Consider the following 25,533-nt stretch of genomic DNA (forward strand, 5'->3'; position numbering starts at 1 on the left):
TGATACTTTTGCTGTCCTGATTATTAGCGATAGATTATAAAAATGTTTTTTACCGGAAAAAACAATAGAAATTAATTCCATCATAAAACATTTTTTAGCGGTATATAGAGGGGAATGTCAAGCATAAAAACTTTAATATCTTAATTTTCCAAATAATATTTAATACTTGGTATATACTAAAAAGCATTTATTATGTTCAAATTGAAAACATTTATTGTAAGTATCGTCATAAGCTTATGTTGCGTTATGACGTATGCTCAGAACAGCGTCACCGGGAATGTCTCCGATATAAACGGCGAATCTGTTATCGGTGCGAGTATACTGGAGAAAGGCACCACCAACGGTACGGTTACCGATATCGATGGGAATTTCACCTTAAATGTATCGAAAGGTGCCACTCTTCAGATTAGCTATATTGGTTACACAACGCAGGAGGTGGTTGTAACCGGCCGGCCATTGACGATCATTCTGGAAGAAGATGCTCAAACATTGGATGAGGTAGTGGTGGTTGCATACGGTGCACAAAAGAAAGTAACAGTAACCGGTGCTATTTCGTCCGTCAGTGGGAGTGATCTTATCAAATCTCCTACTGGGTCTATCGGTAACGCATTAGCCGGAAAATTAACAGGGGTCAGTACCGTTCAATATTCCGGAGAACCGGGTGCCGATGCTGCAGAAATTTATGTCCGGGGTATTACAACGTTAAACAGTTCGAGCCCCTTAGTACAAGTCGATGGGGTTGAAAGAGATTTTACACAGATAGACCCGAATGAAATTGAGAGCATAACCATCCTTAAAGATGCCTCTGCTACCGCTGTTTTTGGAGTTCGTGGTGCCAACGGGGTAATTTTGGTAACAACGAAAAGAGGGAAAGAGGGGAAAGCAAATATTTCGGTAACAACCTCTACCGGAATTACTGTTCCTACCCGATTGCTTGAGTTTGCCGACAGTTATCAATATGCAAGTTTCTATAATGAAGCCCAAATCAGGGATGGGGTGAATCCAAACAATGTGAAATTCTCTCCCGAGATGCTAACCGCATTTCAAACACAGTCCGATCCCTTATTGTATCCCAATATGGACTGGCTTGATTATATTCTTAAAGACTATGCCCAGCAATCGCAACACAATGTGAATATATCCGGAGGGAATAAATTTTTCCGCTATTTTGTTTCAGCGGGGATGTACACCCAGGGTGGATTATTTAAAACATTCGATACCGGTTATGATTTCAATTTTGATTTTAAACGATACAATTACAGGGCAAATCTTGATTTTAACCTGTCAAAATCAACAGAGTTGTCATTAAATATAGGAGGTCGTGTGGAAGATAAGAACACTCCTATCTCCGCCGAGGATCAAAATCAGTTGTTCCGTCATTTATATTGGGCTACACCCTTTTCCGGGGCCGGTATCGTAGATGGAAGGTGGATCAAGACCAATCCTGATGTTATCCCGAATCCCGGAGCGGATGGATTAAATCCATATTATGGTAGAGGATATAACAACAAGGTAGGCAATACATTGAACGTAGACGTTCAGTTAAAGCAAAAATTGGATTTCGTGACAAAAGGACTGTCTTTCAATGTGAAAGGATCTTATAATAGTAGTTATGCCCAAACAAAATCGAGAAGTTCGTCGAAAGCATATTATGTGGCCGTAAAAAATGATGATGGATCAATGGGTTACCGTAAATACGGAGAAGACGGAACTTTAGGTTATGGCGAATCATTTGATAAGGGACGTAACTGGTATTTCGAAACAAGTTTAAACTATAATACCACTATAAATTCCGACCATAACCTGGGTGCATTACTGTTATATAACCAATCAAAATACTATTATCCGAGGACATTTACCGACCTCCCCAAAGGATACGTAGGAATGGTAGGGCGCCTTACTTATGATTATCTCTCCAAATACATGATCGAATTCAATATGGGATATAATGGTTCTGAGAACTTTGCACCTGGAAAACGATATGGCTTCTTTCCCGCAGGATCCATCGGATGGGTCGTTACCGAAGAGCCCTTTATGAAAGAAATAAAGGATTATATCTCATACCTGAAATTAAGGGCGTCATATGGAGTTGTAGGAAATGATAACACACAGGATCGAAGATTCATGTATATTGCTGATCCGTTTTATCTTGACGGATCGGGATACAATTTTGGAACAAATGTGAGTGGTAAGAGAGGTGGCGCCTATGAAGGAGCTAAATCTAATCCCGATGTAACCTGGGAGAAAGCATATAAGCAAAACCTGGGAGTAGACATGTACTTTTTGAATGATCGTTTAATGACAACCTTCGATATATTCAAAGAAAACCGTAGAGATATTCTTGTGGTTCCATCTTCACTTCCCAGTTATATTGGCATGTCGCTGCCGGTACTGAATAATGGGATAGTCCACAGTCGCGGTTATGAGATCACTCTCAGATGGGATGATAAAATCGGAAACGATTTCAGGTATTGGATCAATCCCAATTTATCATTTGCCAGAAATAAAATTGTAGAGCAAATGGAAGTCAGACCCAATGAAGATTATCTGTGGAGAACCGGGAAACCTATTAACCAGCCCTTTGGCAGAAAATTCTGGGGTTTTTATGATGAAACCGCCAATGAACGTTACAAAGCCCAATTTGGAAGGGATATTGCTGATCATTCCGTTGTATTAAAGAATGGAGATGCGGTGTATGTAGACATAAATGAAGATGGTGTGATCAATGATGATGACAAGATAGCCATGGGATATACCAACGTTCCTGAATATGTAGTAGGCGCCAATATGGGCTTTGAATGGAAAGGCTTTGATTTGAGCATGCAATGGACGGGGGCGTGGAACACTTCCCGCATGTTACAGGAAACATTGAGAGAACCGCTTGGAGATACCAACAATAAAGGTTTATTGCTGTATCAGTATGAAGATAGATGGACTGAGGAAACCGTCTCTACAGCAAAACTGCCCAGGGCAAGTATAACCAGCAAGGCGAATAATATTGTTGATTCCGACTTGTACCTCGTAGATGCTAAATACCTCCGGTTAAAGAGTCTTGAGGTCGGTTATAATTTCAATGCACCCTTTATGGAAAAAATGAGGCTAAACTCTTTACGGGTATATGCCAACGGGTATAATTTATTAACATTCGATGTCCTCAAGATCACGGATCCCGAATCGAGAACAAGCGACAGGCCTAATTATCCATTAACCAGAGTATTTACCGTGGGATTGAAACTAGGGTTTTAAACTTAAAAATAAAATAATCGTATGAGACGAAATATAAAATCACTATTTATCTCCTTAACCATAGGAATAGCCATATTCTGTTCATCCTGCGTTGATGAGTTGAAATTTGGAGATAGTTTTTTAGAGAAAGCTCCCGGAGTGGATGTAACTCTTGACTCTGTTTTCGCCAAGGCCGAAAATGCACGTTACTTTTTATGGGACACCTATGCCAAGTTATACTACGGCCTACCGGTGTACTGGAATAGTGTGGATAACAAAATGAATATGGGGATGTTTGAGACCCTGTCCGATACATGGCATAGCCATTTGAGTTGGGATGGAGTCAACAGATCCTATTATAATGGAACGTATAACGCGAACAGGGAAGACACCAGTGACGATACCAAATTTGGTTTTTCCAAAGAAAACACATGGGAAGCTATCAGAAAAGCATGGTTGTTTATTGAAAATATAGACCGGGTACCTGATATGCAACAGACTGAAAAGGAGAGACTGAAAGCCGAAGCGAAAGTAATTATCGCTTCCCGCTATTTCGATATGTTCCGCCATTTTGGTGGACTACCAATTATTGATAAAGCATACGACTTCTCTCTTGATGAATCATATTATCAAACCCCCAGAGCAACCGTTGAACAAACAGTAGAGTTCATGGCTGCCCTCCTGGACGATGCTGCAAATGTACTTCCATGGGCACTTGATGAGGGTGAAATATCTAACTGGGATGGCCGTTTCACGAAAGCGGCCGCGATGGGGCTAAAATGTAAAATATTACTGTTTGCAGCCAGCCCCCTGTTTAATGACACGGAACCTTATTCCACAGCGTCACCCCAGGATGCCGTTACCAATTATAGTGTATGGTATGGAGGCTACAAACCGGAATTATGGGTAGAAACACTGAAAGCCTGTGAAGATTTTTTCAGGGAAGTCAATACTCAGGGACGCTACGGTTTGGTTCAACCAACTGCAGCGACTCCGTCAGCCTATAGGGAAGCTTTCAGAAAGGCGTACTATACCAGAGGAAGTGGAGGTGATAATCCGGAGCTATTGATATCGACAAGAGTACGATACACCTATGGAGATGATTATCAATGGGATTATTACTTCCCCCAGTCGGTAATGAACGGTGCATTCACACCTACATTGGAATACGTTGATATGTTTTCGTTATCCGATGGAACCCCTTTTGACTGGAATAACCCGGATCATGTAGATCTGATTTTCTCCGACAGAGATCCCCGTCTGTTTGAAACAATATTGGTCAATAACGCATCCTATCAGGGACGTCAGGTTGAACTCTGGGTTGGTGGACGTGAAGCACAACAAGGACCAAAAACCGAACAGGGACAATTCGCAACCGGCTTCGGATTGTATAAATTTATCCTGGATTTTACTTCAGCACGGAATCGCCCTACCCTGTGGCCCTATTTGAGAATTGCTGAGATCCATCTGATTTATGCAGAAGCATTAATGATAGCCGGTCGGACAGACGAAGCGATCAATGAAATTGACAAAGTTCGTGGCAGAGTAGGTTTGAATGGTTTGAGAGAGTCTAATCCCAATAACGATTACAGTAATCAATCCTTGCTGCTTGAAGCTATTTTGAATGAGCGTGCATGTGAACTCGGACTTGAAGATGTCAGGTTTTTTGATCTTATAAGGCATAAGAGGGCTCAGGATTTCAAAAAAGTCCTGCATGGATTAAGAATTTATCGTTTGGACGAGAACGGCAATGTCGTGGAGGAGTCATGGTCGGACAAACCCGCCAATGAAAGAGGACCTCGTCCCACAGAATTTAGATACGAGAAATTTCAACTTGAAAATTCAAGGCGCTCCTGGTGGACAAATTTCAATTCCAAATGGTATTTGTCTGCATTTCCCACGCTGGAGGTGAATAAAGATTATGGATTAACACAAAATCCGGGATGGTAACCGGCTTATAAGAAAAAAAATAGTCATATGAAAAATAAAATATTAATGCTTTTGGTTTCAATAGCAGTTTCATTTGCGACAGCAGGACAAGATACCTCAACGCTCAAAGGCAGGGTTGTGGACAGTAAGGGAAATCCTGTTTCCGGTGTTGCAATCTATAATGCAATTAATAATCAACCTCTTGCATCTACTGCTTATGATGGAAATTTCGAAATAAAAACGATGGAAGGTGATCAGTTACTGATTGAAGCTTCAGAAGGATATAGAAAGGAAGTTACAGTAACCGATCTCTCGCAGGAATTGACCATCACGATGGATCTTAGCACAAGGTTGGTTGATATAGGATTTGGATTTGAGCGTGAGCTTGCACTTTCTACTGCAGCCATTTCCCGCACTGACATTGAAGATATCGATAAACGTTCGGCAATGAATTTGGGCAATTCATTATTTGGTAACGTATTGGGATTAACTTCATTACAGAATTCAGATGTTATCTGGGGTACACCTGCCTGGTTCAGTATCCGGGGACTGCAGACTTTATCTGACAACAATATTCTGGTGTTGGTTGACGGGTTTGAAAGGCCTATTAATACACTGACCCTCGAAGAAGTTGAATCGGTTTCTGTACTTCGTGATGCGGCTGCAGTCGTTCTGTATGGATACAGAGGTATAAATGGGATTCTCTCCGTAAAAACAAAAAGAGGAAAGATGGATAGCAGAGAAGTTAAAGTGAGTTATGACCATGCTTTTACATCACAGACTCGCTTACCTGAGTTTGCGAATGCCTACAGGTATGCCGGTGCATTGAATGAGGCTTTGGCTAACGACGGACTGCCTGCCCGGTATAACCAGAACGAGTTGAATGCCTTCAGGGATGGTACATATCCCCATCTATATGCTGATGTGAACTGGCTGGATGAGGTCTTCCGTAATAATGGTGCCTCCAACATGTATAATATAAGCTTCAGGGGTGGAGGTACGTTTATGCGATATTTCACCGTAGCCACTCTACAGTCTAATAGCGGATTTATCAATGAAAACAATGCAGTAAGTGATTACTCTACCCAGATGAAGTTTTCAAAACTAAATCTCAGAACCAATCTGGATATGGATCTGACCAGTACAACGAAAATGCAGGTTAACCTGCAAGGGGTATTAAGTGAATTTAACCGGCCGGGATTAGGTTCTGATAATCTGATGACAAAGTTATACACAGTACCTTCCGCTGCTTATCCCATACAGACCTATGACGGCTTTTGGGGTGGAAATTCCATTTGGGGTACCAACATGAATCCTGTGGCATTAGTTCAATCGAGAGGTTTTTCAAAAGGACACAACAGAGCCTTATATGCAGATGCAAAACTTACCCAGGATTTATCAACTTTGGCAGAAGGATTAAGTGCCTCTGTCAGGGTAGGATATGATAATTTCGCTGCTTATTGGGAAGGTTCTATTAAGGATTACCAATGGGCGAGCGATGCTGTAGACTTATCATCCGGGATACCTGCGGATACGTCTCGCGTTCAGGGAGGAAATATCGGCAAATTGAATTACAGCAGTTCACTTGATTACCAGACACGTCATTTCAACTTTGTAGCGAACGTGGATTATAAAAAATCAATTGATGAACACGACCTCTTCACTTCCTTCATATATTCAACTGAAAAGAAGGTACAGAAGGATCGTTATAACACCAATTTTCGGCAAAACTTCGCAGGATATATCAATTATATCTACAGAGATAAATATATAGCGGATATGGCATTGGTCTACTCCGGATCCAACAGGCTGGCACCCGGACACAAATATGCCTTTTCTCCTACTCTTTCCGCAGCATGGGTAGCTTCGCGTGAAGAATTTATACAAAATGTCAATTTCATTGATTTCCTCAAGTTAAGGGCATCTGCCGGATTGATCAATGCGGATTTCATACCTGCAAATGATTATTGGTCTCAAAATTTCGGTGGAGGTAATGGTTATCCGTTAGGGAACAATGCATCCTGGTATAATGGTACACAGGAGTATTATCTACCCACAGAGAATATTAAAAACGAGAGGGCGCTGAAATACAATTTGGGAATGGATGCATCCATCTTCAAAGATGTTAATCTTTCGGCAGATATATTTTTTGAGAGAAGAGATAATATATTCGTATCGGGATATTATACGGTATCTGCCGTATTAGGTAACTACCCATCCTTTGCCAATGAAGGAGTGGTGAATAGTCATGGTTTTGAATTAGGTGCTTCCATTAATAAAAAAGTAAGGGATTTCTCTTATAATCTGGGAGGAAAATTCACAATGGCAAAAAGTAAGATCATAGAACAACTGGAAGAGGAAAAACCTTATGAATACCTGAGAAGTACGGGTAAACCGGTCGGACAGTTATTTGGTTTGGAAGCCGTTGGTTTCTTTATTGATGAGAATGATATTCTCAATAGTCCCGCGCAGGAATTTTCTACCGTACGTCCCGGGGACATCAAGTACAAGGATCAAAATGGAGACGGTGTTATCAATGATTACGATATTGTCCCCATCGGATATAACAGCCAGATCCCGGAATTATATTTTTCTTTTGACTTAGGTGCTGAATGGAAAGGAATAGGAATAAGCGCCAGTTTCCAGGGTGTGGGAAATTACAGTACGATGCTGATGACACCCAGTGTGTATAAGCCCTTGATAGACAATACCACTATTTCTACACACTATTATGAAAACAGATGGACGCCGGAAACAGCGGGTACAGCAAAATATCCAAGGTTGACAACATTGGCTAACGAAAACAATTACCGGAATAATACGGTTTGGTTGGCTGATGCATCCTATCTGAAATTACGCAGTTGCGAGATTTACTATAAATTTCTGAACAACAGATTATCGGGAATGAAAATAAATAATGTCCGTCTTTACGTCAGAGGTGTAGATTTATTGACTTTCGATAGAATAAAAATTGCTGATCCCGAATCTACGGGAATCGCTTTCCCGCTGACAAGATCAATCCATATTGGACTTGCTTTAGGTTTTTGATGATAACATATTAATAAGATAACAACATGAATTCGAAATTTATATATATAATTGCAACTGCTTTGTTTTTGTTCTTTTCCTGTGAAGACGATATGAACTACACAGAAACGACAAGTAACAGCAAAGAAGAGGTATTTTCCAGTTTTTCCAGAACAGCCAATTTTGTGACTGACATTTATGGAAGGTTGGATTATGATTTCGGGAATTACGGAGGTGCAATGCTGGCATCCGCATCCGATGAGGCGGACTATGCCTGGTCAAATTCATCCATCCATGATTTTTACAATGGATCATGGAGTCCAATTAATCCCAAAGCGGATATTTGGCGTCAGAGTTATGCCGGTATACGTGCTGCAAACTTCTATCTGGAAGCGTCTGCGGGACAAACGTTCGATGGCAACAAGTACGATCAGGATTATGAAGAACAGTTTGTCCGCTTCCAGCGCTATCAATATGAAGTCCGTTTTTTACGGGCATATTTCTATTTCAATCTGGTCAGGCAGTATGGAGATGTTCCTCTGGTAACAACTGTACTGGCATCAGCAGAAGCAAACAGCGTTGAGCGTACTCCGGCGGAGCAGGTATTTGATTTTATCATTGACGAGTGTGATGCCATCGTAAATCATTTGCCTGTCAGATATACGAATCTGTCCGACAGGGCCAATAATGAGACAGGTCGCATAGGACGCATTGCAGTAGTAGCTTTAAAAGCAAAAACCTTACTTTATAAAGCCAGCCCGCTGTTTAATACGGATAATAACAAGAATTTGTGGAGAGATGCAGCCTTGGCCAGTAAAGCGGTTATTGATAGCTGTTCTGTACACGGTATTTCGCTCGGAGCTTATACGGACCTATGGGGAACTGAAAACTACGTTGCCAGAGAAGGTATTTTTATGAGACGAATCGGGGATTTGAACTATCTGGAAGCATATAACTACCCGATAGGCGTAGAAGGTGGCAATTCCGGGAATTGTCCTACGCAAACCCTTGTAGACGCTTATGAAATGAAAGAAACCGGATTGTTATGGAACGAGCCCGGTAGCGGATATAGCGACAGCGACCCGTATACCGGCCGTGATCCCCGTTTTGCAATGACTATTGTTAAAAATGGAGACGAGAAATGGCCTATTTATAATGAAAATCCGATTGAAACATTTGTAGGAGGCAGGAATGCTTCTCCTTTGGCCGGAGCTACTACTACAGGATACTATCTCCGTAAATATCTTGATCCGTCGGTTGATCTCCGCGTCGGAAATACGAATTCGAAAAGGCACTCCTGGATTATTTTCCGGTTAGGAGAATTTTATCTGAATTATGCAGAAGCATTATTCAATTATCTCGGGTCCCCGGATGCTACAGATGATACTTTTACCCTATCAGCGGTAGATGCGATAAATGTAATAAGAAACCGATCCGGTGTTGGAATGCCTCCTTTTGCTACAGGAATGACAAATGAAGCTTTCCTGAAAAAATATAAAAACGAACGAATGGTAGAGTTAGCTTTCGAAGGGCATCGTTTTTGGGATGTAAGACGTTGGAAAGAGGGTGAAGTTTTAAGATCTGTCACACGTATGCAAATAACAAGAAATCCTAACGGAACATATAACTACAACCGTGTAACCAAACAGAGGAGTTGGGAAGATAAAATGTATTTCTTCCCGATTCCGGATAGTGAACGTAGGATTAATCCTAATCTGTATCAAAACGAAGGTTGGTAATACATTAGTGTATAAAACAAATATTTCAAAATTCAAATTAGTATGAAACGAGCAGGACAATCATTTTCACACTAGAACGTTTTCGATAAGCGAATACATAGTAAAAACAAGTTTTTCCTCTGTTGAACGTAGAATTGAAAATCGAGGAGCGAAGGCGACTCAAAACGACTAACTTCAGTGAACATGATTAAAGCGAGTTCCATACACCGAAATATAAAAAATAAAATAATCGTATGAAGATAAAATCATATATCAGTTATTGCTTAGGTGCAATACTATGTGTATCATCTATAATAGGCTGTAGTGGAGATTATGACTCTTTTGTCGACTCCGACCAGAAGATAACGGGAAAACCGTCACCTGTTTCAAATATAACATCAGACGAACTGCCGGGGCAGATTAAATTAAACTGGGATATTCCGGCCGATTCAAACTTCTATTTTTTGAAGATAACCTATTTTGATCATTTGACACAAACAGAAAAAACAAAAGTTGCGTCTGTATATACCGATGAACTTATTATCGACAATACAAGAGCTAAATTCGGAGATTATCAATTCGCTTTCCAGACTTTCAACAGCAATAATGAAGGAGGTGATATTACATCATTAAGTGCAAAATCCGGCATAGCTCCGGCGATTGAAACTATAACTTCTACTAAGTTGAAACTGGACAACAGCCAGTTCAGTACCGATAATCAGGAACCAAGTGAGGGCCCCATCAGCAATCTTAACGATGGAAATCCAAATACGTTTTTCCATACACGATGGTCTTCCCCACAGGTACCGCTTCCACAGTATATACAAGTTGACTTATATGAGCCGCTTACCAATTTTTCGTTCTCGTATCAGAACAGAAACGGAGCACAGGTTGGCCCCGAACATCTGAAAGTATTGATAAGCAACGACGACACTGACTGGACTGAAATAGCCGAATTCACATCGGGGTTACCTTCTGCTTCGCAGGCAATCTATAATTCTCCTGTGATCAGGAATTCTACTCCGTTTACATATGTCCGTTTCTCAGTAACAAAGACATATGGCGATAGAAATTACTTTAACTTAGCAGAATTCATGTTATACGATGTGCAGATCGATATTTATGATCCGGAATCTGACTAACTCAAACTATAGTATTGTCAGTCGAGAAACAAATATGGTTTTCCGACTGATATTGTTAAATATTTAAATGAAATAATTGAATGAAAAAATATCTTGCCCATCTATTTATCCTGTCCTGTATTTTAATTTATAGTTGCGGGCTGCAGAATAGATCTATGCAACAGAGTGATGAAATTGCAGAGAAATTAATAGTATCGGGAGAAAAATGGTTCGACACCGATGGAGATATCATCAATGCCCACGGAGGAGGAATTCTCTATCACGAAGGTAAATACTACTGGTTCGGCGAACATAAAGGCGAACGGTCTAACGCCGCATTGGTCGGTGTAACATGTTATTCATCGTCCGATTTATATACATGGAAAAACGAAGGGATAGCCCTGCCCGTAAGCGAGGATCCGAAAAGCCCGATAGTAAAAGGTAGCACCATTGAGCGTCCCAAAGTGATCTATAATGCCAGAACCGAAAAATTCGTGATGTATTTCCATCTTGAACTCAAAGGCCAAGGCTATGATGCTGCCCATGCAGCAGTAGCGGTCAGCGATCATGTGACGGGTCCTTACAAGGTGGTGAAAAACGGTCGGGTAAATGCAGGGAAATGGCCGATGAATATGACGGAAGCGCAACGGAACTCACCGGTAAAAGCATCCGATTTTGAAAAATGGTGGACTCCCGAATGGATGGCAGCCATAAAAGATGGTCTGTTCGTGCGCCGCGATTTCGAGGGTGGACAAATGTCCCGCGATATGACCCTGTTTGTGGACGATGATAAGAAAGCCTACCATATCTATTCGTCTGAAGACAACCTTACATTGCACATAGCAGAATTAACCGGCGATTATCTGGATTATACCGGAAAATATATCCGCATAGAACCGGGAGGGCACAACGAAGCGCCGGCTGTCTTTAAGAAAGACGGACGCTATTTTATGATAACTTCCGGTTGTACAGGGTGGGATCCCAATGCCGCCCGTTTGCTGACAGCTGACCATATTATGGGGCAATGGACATTACATCCGAATCCCTGCAAGGGAGAAGATGCGCAGCTTACATTCCATTCACAAAGCACTTTCCTTCTTCCCGTACAGGGAAAGGAGAATGCCTTTATATTTATGGCAGACCGCTGGAGACCTCAAAACCCCATCGACGGCAGGTATATTTGGCTGCCCATTCTTTTCGAAAACGGCTTACCGGTACTTAAATGGTTTGATAAATGGGATCTGGGTATCTTTGACAAATTAAACACGGATTTTTCCACCCCTATGGAAATAGAAGGGTACAAGCTCGTATGGAACGATGAGTTCGATAAAGAAGGTACGCCTGACAGTGAGGTATGGTCCTTTGAAAAGGGTTTCGCACGCAACCATGAACTACAATGGTATCAGAACGAAAATGCAGTATGCCGTAACGGCCTGTTAGTGATATCGGCACGCAGGGAAAAAAGAGAGAACCCGCTATATGAACGTGGCAGTAATGACTGGCGCCGGAGCAGGGAATATATCGAATATACTTCCTCCTCAATAAAAACAGAAGGAAGGAAAGAGTTTCAGTACGGCCGTTTCGAAATACGGGCGAAGATACCTACCGCCGGAGGGTCCTGGCCAGCCATCTGGACGCTGGGAACAGAGATGGAATGGCCATCCAACGGTGAGATTGATATTATGGAGTATTACCGCATCGACGGTGTGCCGCATATCCTGGCAAACGTAGCCTGGGGTACTGAACAACGATGGAATGCCAAATGGAACACCTCGGCAATCCCTTTTACCCATTTCACCGACAGAGATCCGCATTGGGCGGATAAGTTTCATATCTGGAGAATGGATTGGGACGAAGAGGCCATCCGGCTCTATCTGGATGATGAGTTGCTGAACGAAACACTTCTGTCGGAAACCGTCAATGGTTCATTGGGAGAGTTTAAAAATCCGTTCAAACAACCTCATTATCTGCTATTGAATCTGGCTATTGGCGGACAACACGGCGGCACACCCGACGATCCGGCATTTCCTCTGCATTACGAGATAGACTACGTGCGCGTATATCAGAAGAAATAATACTTGGGAATTTTAAGGGATCATATTGCAATGCCCCCAAAAGTTTTTGTCCAACTTTTGGGGGCATTGCATGTATATCCCCTTTATTCCGTTTTGATCTTTTTGAGGTATTCCGAAGGAGACAGGCCGAATTCTTCTTTGAAGCATTGCCTGAAATAAACAGGACTGCTCATGCCGACTCTGAAGGAAACTTCCGAGATATTGTATTTTCCTGTTAACAGGAGGCGCTCTGCATTATTCATCTTTACTTTGCGTACAAACTCATTGGTGGAAATACCCGTCAGCGCTTTCACTTTTCTATAGAGGGTGGAATTACTCATAAAGAGTTTACCGGATAAATAGCTTATATCGACTTTTTCCGATTGGATATTTTCCTCGATCAGGCGTGTCAGGTTCTCCAGAAACTCATTATCGAGTTTGTTCAGTGACTCTTTAAACAGAGCGCTTTTTTCATCCTTCCCCGAATCGAGCACGAACTGTGTGGCCAGTCTTTTCCGGGTCTCCAACAGATTGTTGATGCGGCTGTGCAGAAGAGAAGCGCTGAAAGGTTTTGTTAAATAAGAATCGGCTCCCGATCTGTAACCCTCTTCTTTATCTTGCAGTGAGTCTTTCGCCGTGAGCAGGATAACCGGGATATGACTGGTCCTGACATCGGCTTTTATTTTCTGACAGAAAGTGATCCCATCCATACCGGGCATCATGATGTCACTTACAATAATATCGGGAATATGGGTAAAGGCCCCATTGCACCCTTCTTCACCTTCACCCGCAGTAATAACATGGAATGAATCCGATAATGAATCGAGTATATATTCACGGATCTCCGGGTTATCCTCAACAACCAGCAAAATAGGTTTCCCATTCGACTTTGTCTCCTCCGCAGATTCATTTATACTTTCTGCTGATTCAGTAGTCTCTTCTTCCCGGTCATTGTGTAATGCATTCGGATATATATTATGTGTGAGCAATGAAAAATAGAAACTACTACCCTCGTCTATTTTACTTTCAACCCTGATCTCTCCCTCATGCAGATCTGCAAGATTTTTCACAAGTGCGAGCCCTATACCCGTACCCGGGACTTGCCGGGTGCCTTTTGCCTGGTAGTATCTGTCAAAAATACGGGTCTGGTCTTCTTTTGATATTCCGTAACCGGTATCCTCCACTTTAATTTCGGTATAGGAAAGATTATTACGCATTGTTGCGTATAAAGATATTTTTATTGATCCTTTGTCAGTATATTTCATTGCATTGGAGATGAGGTTATCCAATATGATATTCACAATCTCTTTATCAAAATAGAGAAACATCTCCTCATCTTCAATATTTATCCCAAATTGGATATTTTGTTTTACATTCAGTTCCATGTATTTAAGTCCGGCTTCTTTTACCAGGACAGCCAGATTGGATTTACTTACACAGAGTTTTCTGTTCTGGGTCTCTGCTTTCCTGAATTCGAGTATTTGATTGATAAGATTCAATAGTTGGAGCGCACTCTGATGCACCACGGATATTTTCTGCTGCTGTCTGGGTAATAATTGAACATCCTTTTGTAAATCTTCCAGAGGACCTAATATAAGTGTCAGCGGTGTACGTAATTCATGGGCAATATTCGTATAGAACCTCAATCGCTCATTATTCAATTCCTGCTCCTGCTCACGGTTATTCTTCTCCAACTCATAAGAACTCTGCATTTCCAATCTTTTTTTATAAGCCAGCAGGAAAAAGAACACGATGAGCAGGCCTGCCGCCACATAAAGAGTTTTAGCCCACCAGGTGAGCCATAAAGGAGGCTGTATATGAATGGAAAGAGGGTAGATGCTTTCCGGAGACCACTCCTGATTTCTTATCCGTGTGTTGACAAGGAATTTATAACGTCCCGGAGGGACATTACGGAACATAACCGTATTGTCGTTTACTGTATGCCATACTTCATCCAGGCCTTCCAGCATATATGCATAATCTACGTGATTGGTCAACGAATAGTCCTGAATATTGAAAGAGATACTGAATGTATTCTGTTTATGATTCAGAACGATATGTCTGTTTTTTTCTACAAATGAGTTGATATGCTGGTCATTCTTTGGTGCTACTCCCGATTCATAGATTTTCATATCAGTTATAACAACCTGAGGTACAATACGCTCTTCCAATACAAAGACTGGATTAAAATAGCAAACCCCTTTGTTATACCCGAAATAGATACTCCCTTTTTTGTCTTTTGTTACGGCACCGGATGAGAAACTACCCATCGGCGACTTATCGAGGAGGTTGTAATTATAGAATTGTTTTTTTTCTCTTACATAGCAAGTGATTCCGTCGTTACTGCTGAACCAGATATTTCCCGCAGCATCCTCTGTGATAGCCCGGATATTGGTATTATGTAAACCATTGTCACGCTGAAATACTTCGTAATTGAACGAATCGTGTTCTGCAAAACGTACCAGTCCCTCCCCTGTAGCAATCCATATCTCTCCATATGAATCCCGGAAGATCTGATTTATAGTATTGGAACAGAAATTGTTGTATTCATTAAAGTCGGCCAATAACTGCATATCTTTGGTATAAACGGCAAGTCCCAGCCCAAAGGTACCAATCCACATCCGTCCGAGATGGTCCTGATTAATCGCTCTTACCTGGTCCTCCGGTAGCTGATTGTTTTTTGTATTATAGTGATGTATCATTCTCTTTGTTTTCCAATCCAATACCCAGATACCTTCCTGAGTGCCAACCCATATATTTGCATCTGCATCCTCAAAGAAGCAGCGGACATCCCAATTGCGACCACCATTCACTACAATAGGTTGGAATCTTTTGCTCTGGTGATCGTAAAAGTCTATCCCTGTCAGAAAGGATCCCAGCCAGATATTCCCCCGGCTGTCTTTCATCATTGTCTGTATCGTATTATGAGTAAGAGTGCCCCTCTCTTTATTGTATATCCGGATGCGCTGTCCGTTCTCAAAAACATTGACACCGCTTCCGTCGGTACCGATCCATAGCCTTTCATCATTGTCTAAACATAAACTCAATGCAATACGGTTATTCAGACTATTCACATCGTCCGGTAGCGGGGAGTATCCGTAAGATTCGAATAGCGGTTGCGTGTGACCGATAAAATTGATTCCTCCACCATAGGTGGCTAACCATATATTCCTGAATGAATCCTGAAAAATTGATCTGACCGTTGCCACGGAAAGGCTATATTTATTATGTCCTGCCATGTAATGTTGTATGGAAGGCTGGCCCGACGGCATAAAAAAATGTTGCTTTATATCAATCACAGCAATACCGTTGAGTTCTGTTGCTACCCATAACTTATTATCGTTCAGTTGCCGGATATCGAATATCCTGGAGGTTAGAATTCCCCGGGAGGAATTGTCTACGGAAATAAATTTACCCGTATCACTGTTAAAAAGAGCCAAACCCTTATCGGTGCCGACCCAGATATTATTGTTGGTATCTTTATATATACATCTTACCTCGTTTCCGGGGATACTCTCCTTGTCGGAAGGGTTATTCCGGAAGTTGACAACCTGTCCGTCATTCAATGACAAAACACTCATTCCATGTTGTACATGTCCGATGTAAAGATTCCCGTTATGGTCGTCTAATATTGTCCATACCATATCCGATACCAGATCAGGCAAAGTTCCTGTATTGTAGTGGGTAAATTCTTTTGTACGCTTATTAAAATATTCCACCCCCCGGTAATAGGTACTGATCCACAGGTTACCGTCGGCAGCAGGAGTAATCGATGTGATATCATTGGTGATAAGACTTGAAGGTGACTCATCATTATGTGTAAAAACTTCTAAAGTGTTATGCTCATAGTTGTATGCATCCAGTCCGGCGCGTTGAGTCGCTATCCAAATGACAGGTTCAGCCGGATCGGCGTAAATATAATTGAGTTCATTGCCGCTGATATTTCCGGTATGTTTGTAATAACTGGTAAAACGGGTCCCGTCGAATTTATTGAGTCCCTCTTCAGTGGCAAACCAGAGGAACCCATCCTTATCTTGTGTAATACTTACCACATAATTATTGGATAATCCCTGCTCCCGTCCCAGTGAAGTAATGACAGACGGCTGTGCTTGCAGTCCGGCCATCGTAGCGACTAAAATCAGTATCAAAAATGTTCCTTTCTTTGTACCCTTCATACTATAAAATAGCTTCATAATTCAAATATAATACTAATTTGTATTCCAGGGATGTTAAATCATGCATTGCACGATTTAACGTCCTTCTTTGCATGATTTTTGTCTCGTCACAGGCTGTAATTTGTCATAATTTTGCTTCAGTTATGATATCATCGAAAGAAATTGTTATTAACGTTTAATTGGAAATTGAAATATGAGAGAACTATTCTAATGCTATGGTTTTCATCATCGGGCACAATTTCCGAAAAAAGGTGAGGCAGGTAATAACGTGGGTAACAGGCTTCCTGTAGTCTGTTCTAACTTTTAATACGTTAAGAATCGAGGTCGGATGAGCATTTGCATATAATTTAAAATTGTATTATAATCTAAAAAAAGCATGAAAGAATGAAAACAAAAAACTATTTTTTTTATTCAAAAAGAGGGTTGAAATATTTTATCAATACCTTCCTGCTATGGACTTTTTCATTATCAGCCTTATGGTTTACAGGATGTAATGATGATGGATATCCAGAGGTTGATGGTCAGAATCCTGTGCTGACATTGACAACGAGTCATATTCAATCCGGAGTTGGACGGACAATCACGATTGAAGGGAGTGTCAGCGATAAAGACGGAATTTCAGCGATCAGACTCGAATGTGAGGATCTTAATCTCGATAAGACCATTAACCTGATTGAGATTTATGAAAAACCACTCGAAACGTATGATCTGAGTTACAAATTCAATATTCAGAGGGATGAAACCGGAGACCAATTTACTATTAAAGTTACAGTGACCGACGTGGGAGGGCGTACTGTCTCGGAAGATTTGCTGGTGACAATGGACGGTGATTTTGAGAATCCTTTATTCACGCTCTCTCCGGACAAGAATGTTACGGTGCTTATTAAAGCCGAGACTAAATTTAATCTGCGTTTTTCTATTTCGGACGATCGTGCTTTAGATCATGTAACGATTGAGATTCCCGGCATAGACGGTTTTACATCACTCCGATTGGAAGCCAACGGGGAAAAAACATTTGACTATGCAGAAAGAATCACTTTGCCGAACATTGAGCAGGAGTATAATGTGACGATTACGGCTGTAGACAAAATGGGCAAAGAGTCTAAGATCAGCAGTGTCATTGCAGTGTCTGAAATGCCCGATTTCGAAAAAATGTATCTGGCAGACGTGGCTACAGTCAAGGAACTTAATAGTGACGTATTCGGGGTTCCGATGCGTATTGAACGTACAGGCGCTTATCAATATAAGGCCAATTACTATAACCAGCAGGCCGGTACGAAAATATTTTTCCTGCCGCAAAAGAGCGATTTCTCTCCGATTTGCTTCGGACTCGATCCGGAGAATAACAGCAAATTGACAGACGATCCTGATACTGCGGAACCGATCATACTGGAACAGGCCAATATTTACTATGAGATTATATTTGATATCCAAAACAGTACTTACAGTATCAGGACTTATCCGATTGCCGAAGCTGTTAATCCCATACCTCATAAATACGGATCAACAAGTCTCGATACATGGGGAGATGGCGGTTCCTGGCTGCAGGAGTTTTATTTTGGTTACATGACAAGCAATCCCCGAGAGGTAGAACGGTTCTCGCAGGATGCGACAAACCCGAACCTCTTTTATCTTGAAGAACCATTATTCCTTGAAGCCGGTACTCAGATGAACTTCGTTATCCACAATTGGCATTCTGATGGTTGGTGGAACTATTGTACATGGCGTGTGGATAATTCGGCTGAACCCGAAATCTTCGGATACTACGGCAAAGAGGCCAAATACACCAATCCAGCGTGGACAAAACCTGACCATGTAGGTGATAACTGGGCGAAACCGGCCGTTAATACCACCGGAAATTATAAACTTGTATTTGATGCTCATCTTGAAAGGGCCAAACTGGTTCCTGCTAATTAATTAAGTAACATTTGATATGAAAAAACAGATATTATTATTGTGTCTTGCCTTGATAAGCCTGGGTGCTCATGCGCAGATCACTGTAAGGGGTAAAGTCACTTCAGCAACAGATAATGAGCCGCTGATCGGTGCAACAATACAGATAAAAGGTTCCGGTAACGGGACTGTAACTGATCTGGATGGTAATTACTCATTGAACAATATCGCAGGAGATGATATACTTGTCTTCTCTTCGATAGGTTATGAAACCCAAGAGATCCGGGTAGCTAATCAGAATACGATCAATGTAGTGATGGAAGAGGCACAGGAACTTCTTGAAGAACTGGTGGTGATCGGTTACGGCACCGTACGGAAGAGCGACCTGACCAGCTCCATCTCTACCATAAAAGGAGAGGAAATCACCAAAGTAACTACCGGTAATGCCATGGATGCCCTTCAGGGTAAGATTAATGGGGTGCAGGTAACCAGTGGAGGCGGACCGGGTACAACTCCCAAAGTATTGATTCGTGGTGTCACTACAGTGAATGGCAGCGACCCGTTGTACGTGGTTGACGGAATGCCTGTAGGTACGAACATCAATTTCCTGAACAGCAACGACATCGAGTCCATGGAAGTGTTGAAAGATGCTTCGGCTGCTGCTATCTACGGTACGCGTGGTTCTAACGGCGTCATCCTGATTACTACTAAAAAAGGTTCTGCCGGAAAGACTTTGTTCAATTTCACTTCTTCAGTCGGTTTCCAGAATATAGCCAATCCGAATATGGCAAAAGCTTCGGAATATGAACAGGTTTTCAAGGCCCGTTATACAAACGACGGACGTACACCGGTATGGAACAGCAAAGACAATATCACCGATGCTGAAGGTACCGACTGGTGGAATGAAGTTGTCAATAAAACGGCGCTGGTACAGAACTACGCGTTCAGCGCTTCGGGAGGAAACGACAAACTTGTGTATAATTTGAGCCTGGGCTATTTCCGTAACAATTCACAGTACGATGTGGGCTACTGGGATAAGATCAATGTCCGGTTGAATACGGAATATACATTCAATCAATATATAAAGATGGGCTTTGATATTGCTCCACGTGTAGAGTCGTGGGATAATACTCCAAATTTATTTTCAGCGGCGATGTCTATGGATCCTACTACGCCTATTTTTAAACCGGAGGAAGAATGGGTGGACAATCACTATAACAATTATGCGCGCTCTTACAACAACCAGGAGTGGAACCCCGTAGCATCACTTGCGCGCCAGAACGCTTACTCCCGTGAGTACGGCGTAATTGTTAATCCCTATTTACAATTAACGCCTTTAGAAGGATTAACACTACGCACCCAGTTTGGTGCCAATGCCCATATCCGTCGTTCGGACGCCTTTACTCCGGAATTCGAGATCGATCAGCTCGAAAAATCCACTTACAGCAATGTTTCCCGGGAGATGAAAGAATGGTTAGACTGGAACTGGACGAATACCGCGAATTATATGCGGACTTTTGACGATAAACATAATCTTAACCTCATGGCGGGTTTTACCGCAGAACGCTTTGCAGAATACTGGGTAAAGGGAGCACGCGACGATACTCCCAATAATTCCGAAAATTTGCAGGAGGTAAGTGCCGGCACACTGAATCAACAAGCCACAGGTAATACTGCATACAGCACTTTACTTTCTTATATCGGGCGTGTGATGTACAATTACGATGGTCGTTACTATCTGACCGCTTCACTCCGTACAGATGGCTCTTCTAAATTCCCTGAGGGCAACAAATATGCAGTATTCCCATCTGTTTCGGCAGCCTGGCGTTTAACCGGAGAAGAATTCATGCAGGATCAGGACATTTTCAACAACCTGAAAATACGTGCCGGTTGGGGACGCGTAGGTAACCAAAATATCTCCAACTCCGCTTACCTGACCCTTCTCTCAAGCGCTGACGCCGTATTTGGTAGAAACCCAAGCCGTGTAACCGGTACGACTATCTCTTCTGTCGGTAACAACAGGCTGAAATGGGAAACTGTAGAAGACTATAACTTAGGATTGGATATGTCTTTTTTGGATTCCCGCCTGAATGTAACGTTTGACATCTATCAAAAAAAGTCATACGACATGCTTTATAGAAAACAGAATATTTTTGCCGTAGGATATCCGGACTGGAATAGCCAGGTAACCATGAATATCGGGAGCATGAAAGCTACCGGTTGGGAATTGAGCTTCGATTGGAACGACAGGATCACCAATGATTTCAGTTATAATATCGGCCTGAACCTTTCAGCTGTAAAAAATAAAGCAGTAAAACTTTCCGGAGACGGTCCTGTCAGTACCGGCGGTTTCAACTCCGATCAGATTATCCGTAATGAAGATGGTGCCGAAATCGGCCGCTTCTATGGATATGTGGCAGACGGACTGTTCCAGAATTTAAGTGAAGTGTATGCACACACCGATGAACATGGAACCATCCTCCAGCCTAACGCACAACCGGGTGATATCCGTTTCAAAGATTTGAACCATGACGGTGTGTTGGATGAAAATGACAAAACTTATATCGGTAATGCCTATCCCGATTTAATGGCGGGACTGAACTTGGGTTTGAACTATAAGAGTTTCGATTTCAATGCTAACTTTTACGGTACATTTGGTAACGATATTTTCAACACCACCAAGAGACTGTATGCCGGCACGAACGGCAGCAACGTGTATGCCGGTACACTGAACAAGGTTTGGCATGGCGAAGGAACCAGTAACGATATTCCCCGCTTAACGGTTAACGACAATAACTTAAATTACACCCGCGTTTCCAGCTTCTATGTGGAAGATGGGTCGTATTTCCGCTGTAAGCTGCTCCAGGTGGGTTACACGTTGCCAAAGAATATTATTCCCGGCACAAACCTTCGCATCTCATTCTCTGCCCAAAATCCTTTCACGATTACCGGCTATTCGGGAATGGATCCGGAACGTCCACAGATGGGTGCAAGCGTCATTGAAACCGGAATTGACTGGATAGCTTATCCGAATCCGCGTACTTTTTTATTCGGTATTGATTTAAAATTCTAATGATTATGAAGCAGATATTTATTATATTGGCACTCTTTGCCACCGTATCCTTTTCAGCATGTTCCGACTTCCTGGTGGAAGATGTGAGGGGACAAGAGAATCTCGACACCTACTTTCAAAGTGAAAACGATGCAGAATCGTTTCTCACTGGCTGCTACAATGCGATCACCTATCATGGCTGGTGGCAGATTGAAAACTTCTGGATTTTGACCGATATGTGTAGTGATGACCTCTGGATGGGTAACACCACGCAAGACCAAAGCGGATATATTTCACTGGCACATTACCAGGGTGTCGGACAAAGCAATGGTACCATATCCAACTTCTGGCAGTACCGTTATAAAGGTATCCTGCGTAGCAATATCGCTATTGAACGTATACCTGAAGCACCTATACGGGACGAAAGAAAAAAAGAACGCTTAATTGGTGAAGCCAAATTCCTGCGTGCTTATTTCTATTTTGAACTGGTAAAGAACTTCGGCGATGTGCCTATTATAGAAGGATTTTTATTGCCGGAAGAAGTGAGCGGCATCACGCGTTCGAGTACGGAAGATGTGTATGCTTTGATCGAACAGGATCTCACAGATGCAGCCAGTGTGCTTCCGCAGCGCAGTGAATATAGTGCCGATGACATGGGGCGTGCAACCCGCGGTGCCGCTCTTGGGATGTTGGGGAAAGCATATCTTTATCAGAATAAATTTGAAAAGGCCAGGGATATCCTCAAAACAGTCATCGATGAAGGTGAATATAAGCTGATGACTGATTTCGGCGATGTATGGAGTATAGATGCCGAAAATAATGAAGAGTCGCTCTTTGAGGTGCAGAATATGTATGATGAGACGTATGAACTTGGCGGCAGCTTGTCAATCGTAACGGGCAACCGTTCCGGCGGCGACCAGGATGGATGGGCCTGGGGATTGCCTACTGCTAATCTTGAAAATGCTTTCATTGAAGCCGGGGACACAGAACGACTGAGATGGACGATTATCAAGCACGGTGCAACAGAAATAGCAGGAGAAGACAATTTCGACGAACTCATTACTGCACAGGGTAACCAGAATGGTGACGGTACTTATTGTATTGATCCTGCCAAACATAAGCCGGCCCGTATCAATCGCAAATTCTGGTTGCCTTTTACTAAACGTCCCGCAAATTATAATCAACCGAGAGTGCCTTTGAATCATCGCATTCTGCGCTATGCCGACATCCTTCTGATGTATGCTGAGGCTTGCAATGAGACCGGTGACGATGCAACTGCCCGTAATGCTTTGAATCAGGTACGCAATCGTGTTAACCTTGACGCTGTAACTCTCAGTGGAAATGAACTTCGGAATGCCATCCGTGCAGAGCGTCGTCTTGAACTGGCATGTGAAAACCACCGACTTTATGACATTCGTCGTTGGACGGACGACAATGGGAAAAAGGTGATTGCCAATATTATGGGAGTAAACGGATCATTCGTGCAATGGAATACGAGTGAAACAACCGCTGATCCTTACGAATGGGAGAATCAGTATGAACCGAGTAATAAAGGGATCACATTCAACGAAAACCGGGACTTACTGTTCCCGATTCCGCTATATGAAATCACCATGTCCAATGGGTCGATTACACAGAATCCGGGTTGGAATTAAATAATTCTCCAGGTTAGTTATATTTCTGCCGCGGGTAGTTCGGAAAAATTATTCGCGGCAGATTTTATTAAAATAACAGTTATTATGAAATTTAAATATTATTTCTGCTTACTTTTAATATTTGTAATTTCTGCTTGCGACGACGGCACAGACCCGGAACCCGGACAGTCCGGTACAAACGTGAAAAAGACGGTTACAATTGATATCGGAAAAACGTTTCAGACGATAGACGGATTCGGTGCTTCTGACTGTTGGACGGCCAACTATGTTGGAAGAGACTGGGAAGGTAGCCAGAAGGAATCGATAGCCCGTTTATTATTTTCACAGGATATCAATAATGGTGCCCCGGAAGGAATAGGCTTGTCGATGTGGCGTTTCAACCTGGGAGCAGGAACGGCTGAACAGGGTGATGATAGTGGCATCGACGACAAATCGCGCCGTGCAGAATCTTTCCTCAATGCTGACGGGACTTATGACTGGAGCCGTCAACAGGGGCAACAGTATTTCCTGGAAAAGGCGCGTGAGTATGGTTGCGGGTCATTTGTAATGTTCAGCAATTCGCCGCCGGTTCACTATACCTACAACGGAAAAGGATTTTCGGCACGCGGAGCACGTAGTAACCTGAAGGAAGAACACTACGATGATTTTGCTGCCTATATGGCCAACGTAGCTGAATATTTCAAAAATAATAAAAACATTACATTCTCATATATAAGTCCGGTGAACGAGCCTCAATACAATTGGGAAAGCGGCCAGGAGGGAAGTGGCTGGCAAAATGCCGAAATAAAACGTCTGGTTATTGAACTGGATAACGCCCTCAGTCGGAAAAATCTGGATAGCAGGATCCTTATTACGGAATCGGGAGACTGGGAGTACCTTTATAAAATAAAGGGTGATGCTGCCCGCAGCAATCAGATAACCGACTTTTTCTCGCCCGAGTCAGCCAATTATATCGGTGACCTCACGCATGTAGATCTCCTGATAGGGGGACACAGTTACTGGACAGACGGAAACTGGGATACGATGAAGAGTGTCAGAAGCCAACTGGGAGCAGCGGCGTCAGCAAAAGGATTAAAAATATATCAGACCGAATGGAGCATGCTTGGAGATCATTTCAACGACAAGGATTACCCCGGCCACGAGTCGGCAACTCCTCTTGACATAGCGCTTCACATGTCAAAAGTTATCTATCACGATTTAACCACTGCCAATGTCAGTTCATGGTCGTTCTGGACCAGTATGGACATGGCACGCTGGGATCATAAGAACCGTTTTCTATTGATCGATCTGGTGCCGGGAAGCGGTATTTACGGGGATATTTCCGAAAGCGGCAGGCATGAGGCCACCAAAAGTTTATGGGTACTGGGAAATTACAGTCTGTTTATCAGACCGGGTTACCAACGTGTCGATCTGAGCATAGAGAATCCGTCGAGCTCGTTTTTCGGATCTGCCTGGATGTCCCCCGACAAAAAACGGCTGGTGGTGGTATATACCAATATGACCGGAAAATCTATCGCCATTAATCTGAACGTTACAGGGCTGGGAAGGCATTCATCAGTGAAACAATATACAACATCCCGGACAAAAGACCTGGGAGAAAATACTCCTTCCGGGGAGGAAACAGTGATTGACCCTTTATCTGTTACTACATTTGTCTATGAATTTTAATTAATTAAAAAAATAA

11 protein-coding genes are annotated in these 25,533 nt (G+C 42.4%); 10 read left to right on the top strand and 1 reads right to left on the bottom strand.

The features are described from left to right. The first annotated feature begins 192 nt into the window (after window positions 1–192). From F597_RS0100825 to F597_RS0100850, 6 genes are all read left to right on the top strand, one after another. The gene (locus tag F597_RS0100825) at window positions 193–3,246 is read left to right on the top strand and encodes a SusC/RagA family TonB-linked outer membrane protein (RefSeq protein ID WP_019537808.1); all 3,054 of its coding nucleotides are present in this window, start codon (window positions 193–195) and stop codon (window positions 3,244–3,246) included. A 21-nt stretch (window positions 3,247–3,267) separates the two neighbouring features. After that, on the top strand, window positions 3,268–5,175 hold the full coding sequence (locus tag F597_RS0100830; protein WP_019537809.1) for a RagB/SusD family nutrient uptake outer membrane protein: 1,908 nt from the start codon (window positions 3,268–3,270) through the stop codon (window positions 5,173–5,175). Window positions 5,176–5,202: 27 nt separating this feature from the next. Next, entirely contained in the window at window positions 5,203–8,202 is a 3,000-nt protein-coding gene (locus tag F597_RS0100835; protein WP_019537810.1) for a SusC/RagA family TonB-linked outer membrane protein, read from the top strand. Between the two features lie 26 nt (window positions 8,203–8,228). Continuing rightward, window positions 8,229–9,920: a RagB/SusD family nutrient uptake outer membrane protein gene (locus tag F597_RS0100840; RefSeq protein WP_019537811.1), complete on the top strand. Its 1,692-nt coding sequence runs from the start codon at window positions 8,229–8,231 to the stop codon at window positions 9,918–9,920. Window positions 9,921–10,153: 233 nt separating this feature from the next. After that, window positions 10,154–11,041, top strand: a complete 888-nt coding sequence (locus tag F597_RS0100845; protein WP_019537812.1) for a discoidin domain-containing protein — start codon at window positions 10,154–10,156, stop codon at window positions 11,039–11,041. An 80-nt stretch (window positions 11,042–11,121) separates the two neighbouring features. Further along, window positions 11,122–13,095 (top strand): family 43 glycosylhydrolase, encoded by a 1,974-nt coding sequence (locus tag F597_RS0100850; protein WP_019537813.1) that lies wholly within the window; start codon window positions 11,122–11,124, stop codon window positions 13,093–13,095. 83 nt (window positions 13,096–13,178) lie between these two features. On the opposite strand, the gene F597_RS0100855 is transcribed toward F597_RS0100850, so the two are convergent. Further along, the gene (locus tag F597_RS0100855) at window positions 13,179–17,249 is read right to left on the bottom strand and encodes a hybrid sensor histidine kinase/response regulator transcription factor (protein WP_019537814.1); all 4,071 of its coding nucleotides are present in this window, start codon (window positions 17,247–17,249) and stop codon (window positions 13,179–13,181) included. A gap of 384 nt (window positions 17,250–17,633) precedes the next feature. On the opposite strand from F597_RS0100855, the gene F597_RS0100860 reads away from it, so the two are divergent. The 4 genes from F597_RS0100860 to F597_RS0100875 all read left to right on the top strand — a co-directional run bounded on the left by F597_RS0100860 (window position 17,634) and on the right by F597_RS0100875 (window position 25,517). Then, window positions 17,634–19,166 (top strand): hypothetical protein, encoded by a 1,533-nt coding sequence (locus F597_RS0100860; RefSeq protein WP_019537815.1) that lies wholly within the window; start codon window positions 17,634–17,636, stop codon window positions 19,164–19,166. A 16-nt stretch (window positions 19,167–19,182) separates the two neighbouring features. Beyond that, complete coding sequence (locus tag F597_RS0100865; RefSeq protein WP_026326976.1) at window positions 19,183–22,215, top strand: SusC/RagA family TonB-linked outer membrane protein; 3,033 nt, start codon at window positions 19,183–19,185, stop codon at window positions 22,213–22,215. A gap of 5 nt (window positions 22,216–22,220) precedes the next feature. Next, a complete protein-coding gene (locus F597_RS0100870; RefSeq protein ID WP_026326977.1) occupies window positions 22,221–23,849 on the top strand; it encodes a RagB/SusD family nutrient uptake outer membrane protein in 1,629 nt (542 codons plus the stop codon). Between the two features lie 84 nt (window positions 23,850–23,933). Then, entirely contained in the window at window positions 23,934–25,517 is a 1,584-nt protein-coding gene (locus F597_RS0100875; RefSeq protein WP_019537818.1) for a glycoside hydrolase, read from the top strand. The last annotated feature ends 16 nt before the right edge of the window (window positions 25,518–25,533 follow it).

Origin of the sequence: Proteiniphilum acetatigenes DSM 18083 (genome assembly GCF_000380985.1) — a bacterium.
GTDB lineage: Bacteria > Bacteroidota > Bacteroidia > Bacteroidales > Dysgonomonadaceae > Proteiniphilum > Proteiniphilum acetatigenes.